At 36.0% G+C, this 13,537-nt stretch carries 12 protein-coding genes; 10 read left to right on the forward strand and 2 right to left on the reverse strand.

The annotated features are described in order from the left end of the window. The 9 genes from BZK16_RS13380 to BZK16_RS13420 form a co-directional block, all read left to right on the forward strand. On the forward strand, nucleotides 1–1,435 hold a 1,435-nt coding region (locus BZK16_RS13380), incomplete at its 5' end, for a flavin monoamine oxidase family protein (protein WP_143691190.1). 16 nt (nucleotides 1,436–1,451) lie between these two features. Then, the gene (locus tag BZK16_RS13385; protein ID WP_077929390.1) at nucleotides 1,452–1,862 is read left to right on the forward strand and encodes a c-type cytochrome; all 411 of its coding nucleotides are present in this window, start codon (nucleotides 1,452–1,454) and stop codon (nucleotides 1,860–1,862) included. A gap of 174 nt (nucleotides 1,863–2,036) precedes the next feature. After that, nucleotides 2,037–3,299, forward strand: coding sequence for a phosphoribosylamine--glycine ligase (gene purD / locus BZK16_RS13390; RefSeq protein WP_077929391.1), 1,263 nt, complete (start codon nucleotides 2,037–2,039; stop codon nucleotides 3,297–3,299). 2 nt (nucleotides 3,300–3,301) lie between these two features. Then, complete coding sequence (locus BZK16_RS13395) at nucleotides 3,302–4,093, forward strand: aspartate dehydrogenase (RefSeq protein ID WP_077929392.1); 792 nt, start codon at nucleotides 3,302–3,304, stop codon at nucleotides 4,091–4,093. A gap of 103 nt (nucleotides 4,094–4,196) precedes the next feature. Then, complete coding sequence (locus tag BZK16_RS13400; RefSeq protein ID WP_077929393.1) at nucleotides 4,197–5,495, forward strand: L-cysteine desulfidase family protein; 1,299 nt, start codon at nucleotides 4,197–4,199, stop codon at nucleotides 5,493–5,495. Between the two features lie 271 nt (nucleotides 5,496–5,766). Continuing rightward, nucleotides 5,767–5,937 (forward strand): hypothetical protein, encoded by a 171-nt coding sequence (locus tag BZK16_RS14340; protein WP_158076864.1) that lies wholly within the window; start codon nucleotides 5,767–5,769, stop codon nucleotides 5,935–5,937. Between the two features lie 384 nt (nucleotides 5,938–6,321). Continuing rightward, entirely contained in the window at nucleotides 6,322–6,918 is a 597-nt protein-coding gene (locus BZK16_RS13405) for an FRG domain-containing protein (protein WP_077929394.1), read from the forward strand. 661 nt (nucleotides 6,919–7,579) lie between these two features. Continuing rightward, on the forward strand, nucleotides 7,580–7,900 hold the full coding sequence (locus tag BZK16_RS13415) for a hypothetical protein (RefSeq protein WP_143691191.1): 321 nt from the start codon (nucleotides 7,580–7,582) through the stop codon (nucleotides 7,898–7,900). Nucleotides 7,901–8,074: 174 nt separating this feature from the next. Beyond that, nucleotides 8,075–8,428 carry a roadblock/LC7 domain-containing protein gene (locus tag BZK16_RS13420; protein WP_077929397.1) on the forward strand — a complete coding sequence of 118 codons (354 nt, stop codon included), beginning with the start codon at nucleotides 8,075–8,077 and terminating at the stop codon, nucleotides 8,426–8,428. Here BZK16_RS13420 and BZK16_RS13425 read toward each other — a convergent pair whose 3' ends face one another. Continuing rightward, nucleotides 8,429–8,740 (reverse strand): Nif3-like dinuclear metal center hexameric protein, encoded by a 312-nt coding sequence (locus BZK16_RS13425; protein WP_077929398.1) that lies wholly within the window; start codon nucleotides 8,738–8,740, stop codon nucleotides 8,429–8,431. Nucleotides 8,741–8,983: 243 nt separating this feature from the next. Beyond that, nucleotides 8,984–10,096, reverse strand: a complete 1,113-nt coding sequence (locus BZK16_RS13430) for a hypothetical protein (protein WP_077929399.1) — start codon at nucleotides 10,094–10,096, stop codon at nucleotides 8,984–8,986. Nucleotides 10,097–10,251: 155 nt separating this feature from the next. Here BZK16_RS13430 and BZK16_RS13435 point away from each other — a divergent pair. Further along, a partial coding sequence (locus tag BZK16_RS13435) for an AAA family ATPase (RefSeq protein WP_077929400.1) occupies nucleotides 10,252–13,537 on the forward strand: 3,286 nt, incomplete at its 3' end.

The raw sequence follows: 13,537 nt of genomic DNA on the forward strand, positions 1-13,537 counted from the left end.
CCCAAAAGGGTCAACAGTTTTGATCTTGGGTGCAGGTTTAGCGGGTTTAGTTGCTGCTTATGAATTAAAAAAAGCAGGCTACAAAGTTAAAATTTTAGATTTCAATGATCGTATTGGTGGCCGTGCTTGGTCATTACGTGGTGGCGATGAGTACACTGAATTAGGTGGTTACACTCAGAAATGTGAATTCGCTGAAGGCCAATACTTCAACCCAGGTCCATGGAGAATTCCTTACCATCACCAAGGTTACTTGCACTATGCACGCGAATTCGGCGTACAAATGCAACCGTTCCAACAAACAAACCAAAATGCTTATTTGCATAATTCAAATGCATTTGGTGGCAAGCCACAAAGATATCGTGAAATCTTCTCTGATTTCCGTGGTCATACAAATGAATTGTTAGCTAAATCAATTAGCCAAAACCAATTAGATGCTTCTATCACTAAAGAAAACAAAGAAGTTTTGTTGGAATCATTGAAAGATTGGGGGGCTTTGGATAAGAACTATCGCTACACTGGCGAAACTGGTTCTCATTACCGTGGTTGGGAAACACCAGCAGGTGCAACTCATGGTGGCATTGCTTCAACACCAATGAACTTGGATGATATTTTATCTTCAAATTTATGGTCTGCATTGAACATGCATTTCAACATTGAATACGGTTCAACAATCTTCCAACCAGTTGGTGGTATGGATCAGTTGCCTAAAGCAATCGCTAAAGACTTAATGTCAGACATCCAATTGAGCTCAAAAGTCATTGAAATCAATCAAGATGATAAAGGAGTTAAAGTAACTTACGTTGATATGGCTGATGGCGATAAAGAGAAAGTAGAAACAGCTGAATGGTGTGTTTGTACAATTCCTTTCTCAGTATTGGCACAGATCAAAAACAACTTGAGCCGCAAAGTTAAAGACGGTATCGCTGCTGTTCACTACGCAACAAGCTTCAAAGCTGGTGTTCAATTCAAGCGTCGCTTCTGGGAAGAAGATGAGCAAATCTATGGTGGTATCACATTTACAGATTTGGACATCGGTCAGATTTCTTATCCAAGTGATCAGTACTTCTCTAAAGGTCCAGGCGTTGTATTAGCAGCTTACCAATTTGGTATCAACTCATTTGATTTCTCTGCAAGAACACCTGAAAACCGTATGGCTAAAGTTATGGAAGATTTCAATAAAATCCATCCACAAGCTAAAGCTGAGTTTGATAACGGTATTTCTGTTGCATGGCACCGTAACCCAGCAACATTGGGTTGCTATGGTTTGTGGACTGACACAACTCGTGAAAAACACTTTAAAGATGTTTCAACGATGGATAACCGCGTTGTGTTGGCAGGTGAACACGTTTCTTACATTCCTGCGTGGCAAGAAGGTGCGATTTTGTCTTCATTAGAAGCAATTCGCCAATTGAACGACAGAGCATCTAAGAAATAATTGAAGGACGAAACAGATGAAAAAGATTCTTTTAGGTACTGCATTTTTAAGCATGATGAGCTTTGTTTATGCTGATGGTGCTGGCGGTTTAGCAGGTAGTGGTTTAATCGAAGTGAGAGGCGGCGCAGAAATTTATAATGCTTCTTGTGCTGGTTGTCATATGCCAGATGGCCGTGGTGCTGTTGGTGCAGGATTCTATCCCCCATTGAAAGACAATCCAAAATTGCAACAAGCAGCTTATCCATCAATCGTAGTATTGTATGGTTTGCATGGTATGCCAGCTTTGGGTGGTATCTTGGATGATGAACAAATCGCAAACGTTGTAAACTACGTGCGTAATAACTTCAACGGCGTTGAAGAAAAAATTTCCGCAAAAGACGTAGCACCAATGCGTGTTCCTAACTACGACTATAACGATTTGAACTAAACTTAATGAGTTATCATTAGATATCTTTAGGTAAAGTAAGATGTTGAATAATAAAGAGGTAGTTGCCGAAAGGTGACTACCTTTTTTCTTATATATTCATTCAATGAGTGATATGATATGACCGCTTTGTAGGATCATGAATTTGATATTTTAGTGAGTGAGAATAGAGAAACGATGAAAATTTTAATTGTTGGTAAAGGTGGTCGTGAACATGCTTTAGCTTGGAAAGTAAAGCAAAGTTCTAAAGTTTCAGATGTATTTGTAGCGCCAGGTAATGTTGGCATGAAAGAGATTGTAACTTTGGTGAATATCTCTGATACAAATGCAGATGAATTGGCAAATTGGGCAGAAGCTAATCAAATTGATTTAGTCATCGTGGGTCCTGAATCAAGTTTAGTTGCAGGTGTTGCGGATCAAATGAATGCAAAAGGCATTAAAGTTTGGGGGCCAAACCAAAATGCAGCACAGATCGAAGGCAGTAAAGATTTCGCTAAAATTATCATGAATAAATACGATGTGCCAACAGCAGCACATCAAACATTTACCAACGCAGCAGATGCTATTCAATACCTTGAAAAAGTTGGCGTGCCAATTGTGATCAAAGCAGATGGTTTGGCAGCAGGTAAAGGCGTTGTATTACCAACAACAATGGATGAAGCAAAAGCAACAGTTGTGGATATGCTAGAAGACAATCGCTTTGGCGATGCTGGCGCGCGTATCGTGATTGAAGAGTTTTTAGAAGGTAATGAATATTCACTCATGTGTTTTGTTCATGGTAGTAAAGTCGTGCCAATGGTGATGGCACAAGATCATAAGCGTGCATACGATAATGATGAAGGTCCAAACACTGGCGGAATGGGCGCTTATGCACCTTGTTTCACAGCAGATAGCGATGAAACTGCGATCGCAGTAAAAACAATCATGCAACCAGTGGCAGATGGTTTAGTGAAAGAAGGCAAACCATTCACAGGTTTTTTATATGGTGGCTTAATCTTAACGAAAGAAGGCTTCAAGACAATCGAGTTTAATGCTCGCTTTGGAGATCCTGAAGCAGAAGTTATTTTACCGTTATTGGAAAGCGACTTAGTGGATGTGATTTTAACCATGTTAACAGAAGATCAAATGCCGACTGTTGAGTGGAAAAATGAATATTGCGTGGGCGTAGTTTTAGCATCAGAAGGCTATCCACAAGATCCTAAATTGGGTTATCCATTGAAAAATGTTAAAGCAGATGGCGTTAACAATATGATTTTCAATGCAGGTGTTGCTGAAAAAGATGGTCAAATCGTATCTAACGGCGGTCGTATCTTAGTAGTCACAGGCAGTGCACCAACATTTGAAGAAGCAAAAGCCAATGCTTATGCAATGATGGATCAAGTTTCGACAGAAGGCACATTCTTCCGTCAAGATATCGGACATCGTTTTAAAGAGAAATAGATATGAAAAAGATCATGGTAATCGGTTATGGTGCCATGGCTCAATATGTATTAGCAAATTTGCCGAGCGATATTTCGCTCGGTTATTTGTTAGTGAAGCCAGAAAAAGTTGAACAAACGCAATCAATTGTGGGTGATTTAGTCCAAGTGATTGGCAGTGTTGCAGAATTACAAGGTCAACCTGATATCGTTGTGGAAATGGCAGGGCAATCAGGCTTAAAGCAACATCTTTTAGATTTATTGGCATTAGGCTTAGATGTTGGTGTGATTTCTGTGGGCGCATTTGCAGATCGTGAGTTTGAGGCAAAAGTAAAACAAACAGCTTTAGATTATCAATGTAAAGTACACGTTTTATCAGGTGCAGTGGCAGGCATGGACGGATTGGTTGCCGCAAAATTAGCAGGTTTAGATCAAGTCATTTATCAAGGACGAAAGCCACCGCAAGGTTGGCAAGGTAGTTATGCTGAATCCTTAATAGATTTAAATGATATTGAAGAAGCTACAACATTCTTTAAAGGCACAGCACGAGAAGCTGCGACGTTATTTCCTGCTAATTCTAATGTGGCAGCAACGATTGCTTTAGCAGGCATTGGGATGGATGCAACGATGGTTGAGTTAATCGCTGATCCATTCAGTGAATATAATCAACATAAAATTAGAGCATACGGTGCATTTGGTGAAATGGATATTGCAATGCAAGGTTTTCCATTACCAGATAATCCTAAAACTTCGATGTTGGCTGCTTTGAGTGTATTGAAGTATTGTCATCAATTAACAGCAGAAATACTTATTTAAATGTGAGGTATTTTTGAAAAGTATTGTAAGATATTTGCATAGACTAATGATATAGCAAATATTTATGATAAAAATTCATTTTAGCATGGGAGATGAATAATCTATGAGTCAGATGGTTTGGAAAGAGTACATTAAAGCATTAAAAAATGAAGTAAAACCTGCATTAGGTTGTACAGAACCAATCTCCTTAGCATTAGCAACAGCAAAAGCACGATCAGTTGTTGGGGATGAAGACATTCTCAGTATTGTTGCTAAAGTTTCTCCTAATTTAATGAAAAATGGTATGGGCGTAACTGTACCTGGCACAGGTATGAAAGGTTTGGCCATTGCAGCAGCTGCGGGTGCAGTTTGTGGTGATGCTGAAGCAGGCTTGGAAGTGTTGAAAAATATTAATGCTGATCACGTTGCGAATGCGAAAAAATTATTAGATCAAAACTTAGTTTCTGTTTCGATTGCGGATGTTGATAAGGTTTTATATAGCGAAGCGACAATTAAAACACAAAATCATGTGGCTAAAGTTTGCATTGCAGATACACATACTAAAATTGTGCGCATTGAAAAAGATGGTGAAGTGATTTTTGAAGAACCTATCATCGAAGGCAAAGGTCATACAAAGCCTTATGATTTAACAGGTGCTTCCATTGCGGATATTCATGATTTCTGTACAAATGCACCACTTGAAGATATTGCATTCATGAAAGATGCTGAGACTATTAATACTGCATTATCTGTCGAAGGTTTAATGAATGATTATGGCTTACACATTGGTAAAACAATGATGAAACAATTGGATAAAGGTTTCATTGCGCAGGATCTTATGACAGACATTATGATTCGCACAAGTGCAGGATCAGATGCACGAATGGGCGGTGCAACATTGCCTGCAATGAGTAATTCTGGCTCTGGTAATCAGGGTATTTCTGCAACAATGCCTGTTGTAGTTGTGGCGGACTTTTTGAAAGCTTCAGAAGAAGATCGCATTCGTGCACAAGCATTATCCCATTTAGTGGCAGTATATATTCATAATACTTTCCCTGCATTATCAGCATTGTGTGCAACATCAACTGCTGCAATGGGTGCTGCTGCGGGAATGGGCTGGTTATTGGGCGATAAGAAACTGGATGTCATCAATGATGCTATTTGTAGCATGATCGGTGATGTTTCAGGCATTATTTGTGATGGTGCAGCAAATAGTTGCGCGATGAAAGTATCATCGACAGCAAACTCAGCATTTAAAGCTGTGATTATGGCTTTAGATAATGTACGTGTGACAGGGCAAGAAGGCTTAGTTTCACCAACGGTTGAAGAGAGTATTCGTAACCTTGGTAGCTTAGTTTCAGATGGTATGAAACAAACAGATGCACAGATTATTAAAATTATGATTAATAAATCACAATGCTAGAATAATTCATTAATTTTCTTAGATTTTCTAAAAAATAGAGCCAAATATTGACTTGGCTCTATTTTTTTATCTGTTGCATAGATTTTGCGTAAATATTCAGATATGTTATTTGGGCTGTTTAAGAATATTAGAAAGTTATTAGTTAAGTTTTATAGAATATATTTAAAAAATAAATTTAATATGGTAATAATTGTATAGTATTTTATACAAGTGAAATAAAAAATAGAAGTAGAATAAAAAAAGAAGCTGGTAAATATACGAGGTAATGATTATGAAAAATAATATTACTCTGGTTGAATTACTTATAGTATTAATTTTGATTGGCATTTTATCTATGGTGGTAGTGCCGGTTAAGCAACAAAATTTTGAGCCTCCATCCACTCAACAGATGTATATAGTGAAAGTGATTTCTCAACCAGAGAGCGAAGTCAACGTTAAGTAATGTAACAAATTAGGCCCTAAAATCCCCTGATCAGAAATGATCAGGGGATTTTTATGCTTTATGATTATGAACATCTTGATAATCTAATTGTCATAATAGTTAGATAAGNATTACTCTGGTTGAATTACTTATAGTATTAATTTTGATTGGCATTTTATCTATGGTGGTAGTGCCGGTTAAGCAACAAAATTTTGAGCCTCCATCCACTCAACAGATGTATATAGTGAAAGTGATTTCTCAACCAGAGAGCGAAGTCAACGTTAAGTAATGTAACAAATTAGGCCCTAAAATCCCCTGATCAGAAATGATCAGGGGATTTTTATGCTTTATGATTATGAACATCTTGATAATCTAATTGTCATAATAGTTAGATAAGGCAAAATCATGAATTTAGAGAATCGCATTGAGGTTGGTTCAGTTTCAGAGTTTTTAGAAGCAGTTAAGCAGATTTATTGTGATCAAGATCACCAACTTTTTTATCGTGGTGTTTCGAAAACGCAATATGCAACACCAGAACATGATCATCCAGGGATTTATAGAAATAAAAACTGGATAGAGAATGAAGATAAAATGTTCTATGAATTAACAGCAAAATGCCCTGAATATTTCAAAGATTGCAAAACAACTTTCGAACATCTTGTGATGATGCAACATTATGGTTATCCAACACGATTGTTAGATATTACATCGAATCCGTTAGTTGCATTGTATTTCGCTTGCGGTGGTTCAAACGGTGCTAATTCAGAAGATGGACAACTAATTTCTTATCATATTAAGAAGAATGATATTAGGAATTATGATAGTGATCGTGTGAGTTTATTATCAAATTTATCTTTCGCGCATCAAAAGCTAAACTACGTGTTTTTTGTATTTGCACAATTAAATGCAATTTTAAAAGATAGTTTAAAGAGTAATAAAATTCAATTTATAAGAGAACGAGCTAAAACTTTGAAAATCTTCCATCTGTACATCAAGCATTAATTAAATTAATACTTTGCCATAATTCAATTGGTGAAGATATACATTTATTGCAGATGAAGGTACAAAGTAATACAGACTTAATTGTAAATAAAGATGTGGCATTGAAAATTATAAATAATTATCAATCATTTGCTAACCCTGAAAATTATAATAATTTTTTCAAATTATTTTATGGTGATGAAAAACATAAGATAAATGATGAAGAACGCCAAGCTAAATTGAAATATAATTTAAAATTAATAGAAAATATGCTGAGTTTTTTAGAAATTACTCTATTAAATATGAGAGAAACTTATGATAAGTTTATGCATCGAATAAAGAATGAAAAAACATTTTTTAATTCTTCAGCAATAAATTCTTTAGATATGAGAACTATTCAATGTGTATTGCCAAAACAGAATAATCCGCGATTGATTGCTCAGCAAGGTGCATTTGTATTGTTTGGGTTTAAAGATGCAGTGAGCGATGAAACAGCCACGCCAATCATTCCCAATAAAATGTATGGAACTGCTAAGACATCTAGTAAGAAAAATTCAGGNAAAATATGCTGAGTTTTTTAGAAATTACTCTATTAAATATGAGAGAAACTTATGATAAGTTTATGCATCGAATAAAGAATGAAAAAACATTTTTTAATTCTTCAGCAATAAATTCTTTAGATATGAGAACTATTCAATGTGTATTGCCAAAACAGAATAATCCGCGATTGATTGCTCAGCAAGGTGCATTTGTATTGTTTGGGTTTAAAGATGCAGTGAGCGATGAAACAGCCACGCCAATCATTCCCAATAAAATGTATGGAACTGCTAAGACATCTAGTAAGAAAAATTCAGGTGAAAAAATTAAAATCATTATTAAAGGCAGTGAAAAGCAGAAAATTTTAGATGAATTGAAGATATTAGGTATATCTAATTCCACAATGTTTCCTGAAATTGATAACATCGCCAATGAACTTAAAAACCAATATGCTAAGCCTCGATGAATATCAGTGGCAATCTATGTCAAAATGTAGTTAAATTCTATATGACTATCATGTGATTTGTAGATTATAATAGCCAAACGTTAAAAATATTAACTTTACTTTGTATAAATTAATATTTTAGAAGCGAGCATAAAAAAATAATGCATCAACAATTACAATTAAATGAGGTGAAACATGGGTAAATCTTATTTGTCTGATTTAACAGAAATCGAAGGCTTCAAAGCAGCATCATTAGTGGATGCGAATAGTGGGAAATCATTAGCTTCGTATGGTTCAGGGATTGACATTGATTTGGCGTCAGGAGGGAATACTGAAGTCTTAAATACAAAAAGAAGAGTTGTACAACTTTTAGAATTAGATGATGTGATTGAAGATATTTTGATTAGCCTTGGCAAAGAATACCACTTGATCAGACCATTGGTAAAACAACCTAATATTTTCTTATATTTAGTTTTGGACCGCAAAAAATCTAACCTTGGCTTGGCAAGGCACTTTTTGAAAACTTTTGAAAACTCATTAGATTTTTAACTAATAGTCTTCTAAATTAATGACATCATAAGCAGGCATTTCGTAAGGATGTGCCTCTTTCATTGCATTCACGACAGATTGCATCAATGGTTCTTCAACCACTAATTCTACGCGCCATTCTGGCACAACATGCAATTCATCAATCGTACCTGAATAAGGATTGCTACCTTTCAATGGTTTAAATTGCCCTGTACCAAGCGTTTGCCATGAACAGTGAGAATAATCGCCAATTTTACCGCCACCAGCATTAAAAACGGCATCTTTGACTGTATCAACATGAGAATCTGGGACAAAAAATACAAATTTATACATAAAGTTCTCCCAATGAATCCAATAATCAAATTTATATACTATATTGAGTAGTAGCAGGAATTTTAAGTCAGTTTTTTAAAAATTATTTATGAAATATAGTTTAACACTTATTGAGCTATTAACCGTTGTTGTTTTTATTGGCATTCTATTAATGATTAATCTGCCAGTGAGAGGAAATGAACATAATTTGTTAGCTCAAGAACACGAAGTTGTAGAAAAAAATAATCTAATGTGTCGAAAGATTTAAGTATCCAAGCGATGTGATGGCATCGCTTGTTTCAAGATCAACTTACTATACCCACCCAAAATTAGTAAAAATGCGCTGAGCATGAATAATGCAGGGCCAACCATGTGCAATGCGACATAAAATCCCCAAGAGCCACCTTGAATGGATAAAAATAGCGTCACGCCAACAGCTGTGATGATGAATACTAATGCATGAAATGTTTTATATCTAGGATCATCAGACAAATAAAACATCCCAACAAAGCAAGCAATGCCGAAAATATAAGTCCAAATCAAGCCTGCTTTTTCTGCTAAACCTGCTAATGGTGCAAGACTAATGTATAGGAAGCTTTCAGGAAACATTGAAATTAATGCTAATAACACAGTTGTGATCAGTGCATAGCCAATGATAAATGTTAATGTAAATCGTTGAAGATGTTTTAGCATCAAGGTTTGATCATTCAATTGACTTAGAGCTTTTTGGTGCCAAAAATATAAATAAGTGATGGCAATCACAATGCCAATCAATGCTAATAATAAACTCACAATGATGCTAAAACCATTGAATAATAAAGCATACGAGACAACTAATGGCGCTAAAATGAATAGAAAAATGATGATGCTGTACAAAATATTTTGATGATTTTGGAAATTCTTGATTGGCTGAGCTTCAGAGCTAAAGCCTTTTTGCCATTGGAAAAAACAGATATTGGGCAATGCTAAGCAGTAAACAGATGCAAGCAATAGCAATAAATATGACCAAAATGCAGTAATTGCGCTCAATGCTGGTGAAAAGTCAGGATTCACCAATGTAAAATCAGAAAATTGAAATAGCTGTAATAACAATGATGCAAAGAATGTTACGATGGGCACAATTGTAATATAAATAATGCTTGTGAGATTAAAGGTTCGTAGTTGATATCTTTGTGTTAAATAAGACGATAGAACGAACAAGAATATTGCTTCAATGAATGTATTGAGAATTAATACAATGGAAAAGCTCTGCAATAAATAACTTTCATATGGCGAGATGCGATTTTGTAAGATCAGCATCTTAATAATGATTGTGATGGTTAAATAGATGACTGCCAATGATAATGGTATTTTTTCTTCTTTTATCCATGTTTTCATGGAAATTTTCCTTATATTGTAAACTTTATTCCTACATCATATCGCTAAATTATAATGAATCAAGTGGTTAGCGCACAGAAAATGTTAATAATCAATCTTGCATTCAGCTTTCTCAGGCTTGATAATACTCTCCTTTAAATTATTGGCAGTCGCTTGTGTATCTAAGTAAAGTTAAACTCTCTGGTTTTAAATCCTTCGTGGATCATACTGTTTTTGAGCTCACCGATCGCTTGAATGGGGTTGTTGGGCCAAATGGTTGTGGAAAATCAAATATCATTGATGCCATTCGTTGGGTAATGGGCGAATCATCCGCAAAACAGTTGCGTGGTGAATCTATGACGGATGTGATTTTCAGTGGTGCAACTAGCCGAAAAGCATCAAGCTTTGCAAGCATTGAGTTAGTCTTTGATAACACAGATGGTAGAATTGGTGGGCAATGGTCAACATTTACTGAGATCAGTATCAAGCGTATTTTAGAAAGATCAGGGCAAAGCACTTACTTTTTAAATGGGGCAAAATGCCGTCGCCGTGATATCACAGATATTTTCTTGGGCACAGGATTGGGTTCAAGATCTTATGCAATCATCGAACAAGGGATGATTTCACGCATTGTGGAATCTAAGCCTGATGAATTGCGTTTAGTATTTGAAGAAGCTGCGGGCGTTTCTAAATATAAAGAGCAAAAACGTGAGACAGAAACACGCATTGAACATACGCGCCAAAATTTACTGCGTTTATTAGATGTTCGTGAAGAATTAACTAAGCAATTAGAGCATTTAGAAAAACAAGCGAAAAAAGCCGAAGAGTATCAAATATTGAAGCGCGAAGAGCGTTTATTGCAATATTTATCTTTAAAGCAAAAGCGTGCTGAATTAGAGCAAGGGCAGTCTGATTTACAAAACCGTATTGATGCTTTGCAAAAAGAGTTCCATGAAGCTGTCGCTTTCTACAATGATTTAGTGTTAAAGCATAATGGCAATAAAAGTGCTTTATCTGAAAAATCTGCATTATTGACTGCGAAAACAGAATTGCATCATGCAAAGCAAAAAGAAATTTTGATGCTTCAACATAAAATTGAATCCATTCGTACATTACAAGCGCGCACAACAGCTGATCATAATGAGTTACAAATTCAGATTCAAAAGATTGAAGAAGAGTTGGTTGCTGGCGAAATGATGCGTGAAAACTTGGAAGGTGAACAGATCGAAAAGAGTGAATCTTTGATGATCTTAAATGAATCTCTGTTTGAGCTCAATGAAGCATTAACTGTGTTGAATGAGACATTTGATAGTTTCATTGCGCAATCCAAAATAGTGAATGAAGAAATCAGCTTGTTAGAGCGCAAGGCAGATGTTGCAAAAAATAGCATTGCGCACTTTGAAACGAAGCAAATTACAGATGAAGGCACAATTGCGAAGTTAGAAAATGAGCTCAAAGTATTGTTGGATAATGATACTTTGAAAGATCGTGAGGTTTTATTATCTGAGCAGTTGGATGAAAAGAAGATTCAACTGGATGAATTACAAGAGCAAGTTTTAACGCACAAAGAAAAGCAGAGCGAATTGAATAGCCAAAAGTTATTGGTGGAACATTCAATTCATCAAAATTTGCGTCAGCAATCAGAATTTGAAGGACGATTGAGTGCTTTAACTTTGTTGCAAAATGCCCTGTTATCACAAGAAGAGAATATAGAACCATTATTCGAAGTGATGACGATCGAACCCAAATGGCAAAAAGCAACGGAAGCTGTGTTATCTCAATTTTTAACATTGTCCATTCATGAGAATACTCGTGGTTATGCTTTGGGTGAAAGTACTTTTGATTTCACGCCTGCACATTTAGGCTTTTATGTAAAAAGTGAACATCAACTAGGATCATTGTTATCCCATGTTTATGTGGCTGATTCATTAGCGGATGCAGAAGAAAAACGAAAGCAATTAAAACTATATGAATGTTTAGTGTTAGATAACGGCGATTTGTATGGCGTTGATTGGTTTATAGGGCATGATCAGCAAGAAGTTCAAGGTGTTTTAGAGCGTGCTGAAGAAATGAATCAGTTGGAAGCACGACTAGAAGAATTAACGCTTGCAATTACGATGCAAGAGGAAGAAAAAGCAGCCATTAGCGATCAATTGGAAGCTTTAAAAATTCAGCTCGTTACTTTAGAGAAAGCTTTGGAGCAATCAAAAACTGAAACAGCTTCTATCGAAAAAGAGTTGGCAGTTGTGATGAAAGAGCGCGCCCACATTACAGAAAATCAAGCTCGTATTGAAAAAGAGTTGGTAGCTTTAAAATTGGCGCATCAAGAAGGCCAAATGAAGATTGAAGAGAGCCGAGTTGAACTAGAAAGCGCATTGATGCTTTTGGATGAAAAGAAAGAAGGCAAAACTTCGCTCGAGTCTCATCTAATGCAATATGAAGAGAATAAGAAGCAAAAGGCAACAGAACAGCAAATATTGGCCCAAAAAGTGAATGAAGAAACGCGCCAATTGGATGCTGTGCAGTTTAAATTGAAAGAAACAGATACAAACCTAGCGCGTTTAAAATTGAATCAAACGCAATCTTTAGCAAAACTTCAAGAGAAAAAAGAAGCATTGGATGATAGTGATGAAGTGGTCATCATCGAAGAAGAGCTGATGATTCACAATGAAACATTGTTAGAAATTGAAGGTGCTAAAACTGAATTGACAGAAGTTGTGGGGCAATTACAAACAACATTGTCGCAAGAAGAAAAGCTCAAAGAGAGCCAAGAAAAGCACATTGAAAGCCAAAAAGAGATGATTCAATCTTTGATGGTTCGTGATGCTGAGTTCAAAGCTCATGAAGAACATGTAGTAAAAAACTGGGAATCATTGCTAGAAACGTTGAGCGAAGAAGAGCAGCAATCTTTATCGCAAGAAATGATTACGATAGATGAAGATAATATTGATGAGTTATTGAAATCAGTGCAATCTAAGTTAGGAAAAATTGGTGCTGTGAACTTAGTGGCAATTGATGAATGTAAAGTTCTAGGTGAGCGCAAGACTTATTTGGATGAGCAGGATCAAGATCTGAATAAAGCATTATTTGAATTGGAAACAGCGATTCAAAAAATTGACCAAGAAACGAAAGAGCGCTTCATGGATACATTTAATGCTGTGAATGCTGATTTCTCTAAACTATTTCCACGTTTGTTTGGCGGTGGCGAAGCTTATTTAGAATTGAAAGGTGATGATGCTTTATTAAGCGGTGTGAATATTATTGCGCGCCCACCAGGTAAAAAACCTGGCACCATTCATTTGTTATCAGGTGGTGAAAAGGCATTAACAGCTGCAGCTTTGGTATTTGCAATCTTTAATCTGAATCCTGCACCGTTCTGTATTTTGGATGAAGTGGATGCACCATTAGATGAAGCAAACGTTCGCCGTTTAGGTTCATTGCTACAAGAAATGTGTGATAAGG

This window comes from Wohlfahrtiimonas populi (assembly GCF_002006795.1).
Taxonomy (GTDB): domain Bacteria; phylum Pseudomonadota; class Gammaproteobacteria; order Cardiobacteriales; family Wohlfahrtiimonadaceae; genus Wohlfahrtiimonas; species Wohlfahrtiimonas populi.

Bases quoted from the DNA above. Each gene is read 5' to 3' on its own strand.
- BZK16_RS13385 (WP_077929390.1), top strand. From the start codon at position 1,452: ATGAAAAAGATTCTTTTAGGTACTGCATTTTTAAGCATGATGAGCTTT.
- purD (WP_077929391.1), top strand. From the start codon at position 2,037: ATGAAAATTTTAATTGTTGGTAAAGGTGGTCGTGAACATGCTTTAGCT.
- BZK16_RS13395 (WP_077929392.1), top strand. From the start codon at position 3,302: ATGAAAAAGATCATGGTAATCGGTTATGGTGCCATGGCTCAATATGTA.
- BZK16_RS13400 (WP_077929393.1), top strand. From the start codon at position 4,197: ATGAGTCAGATGGTTTGGAAAGAGTACATTAAAGCATTAAAAAATGAA.
- BZK16_RS14340 (WP_158076864.1), top strand. From the start codon at position 5,767: ATGAAAAATAATATTACTCTGGTTGAATTACTTATAGTATTAATTTTG.
- BZK16_RS13405 (WP_077929394.1), top strand. From the start codon at position 6,322: ATGAATTTAGAGAATCGCATTGAGGTTGGTTCAGTTTCAGAGTTTTTA.
- BZK16_RS13415 (WP_143691191.1), top strand. From the start codon at position 7,580: ATGAGAACTATTCAATGTGTATTGCCAAAACAGAATAATCCGCGATTG.
- BZK16_RS13420 (WP_077929397.1), top strand. From the start codon at position 8,075: ATGGGTAAATCTTATTTGTCTGATTTAACAGAAATCGAAGGCTTCAAA.
- BZK16_RS13425 (WP_077929398.1), bottom strand. From the start codon at position 8,740: ATGTATAAATTTGTATTTTTTGTCCCAGATTCTCATGTTGATACAGTC.
- BZK16_RS13430 (WP_077929399.1), bottom strand. From the start codon at position 10,096: ATGAAAACATGGATAAAAGAAGAAAAAATACCATTATCATTGGCAGTC.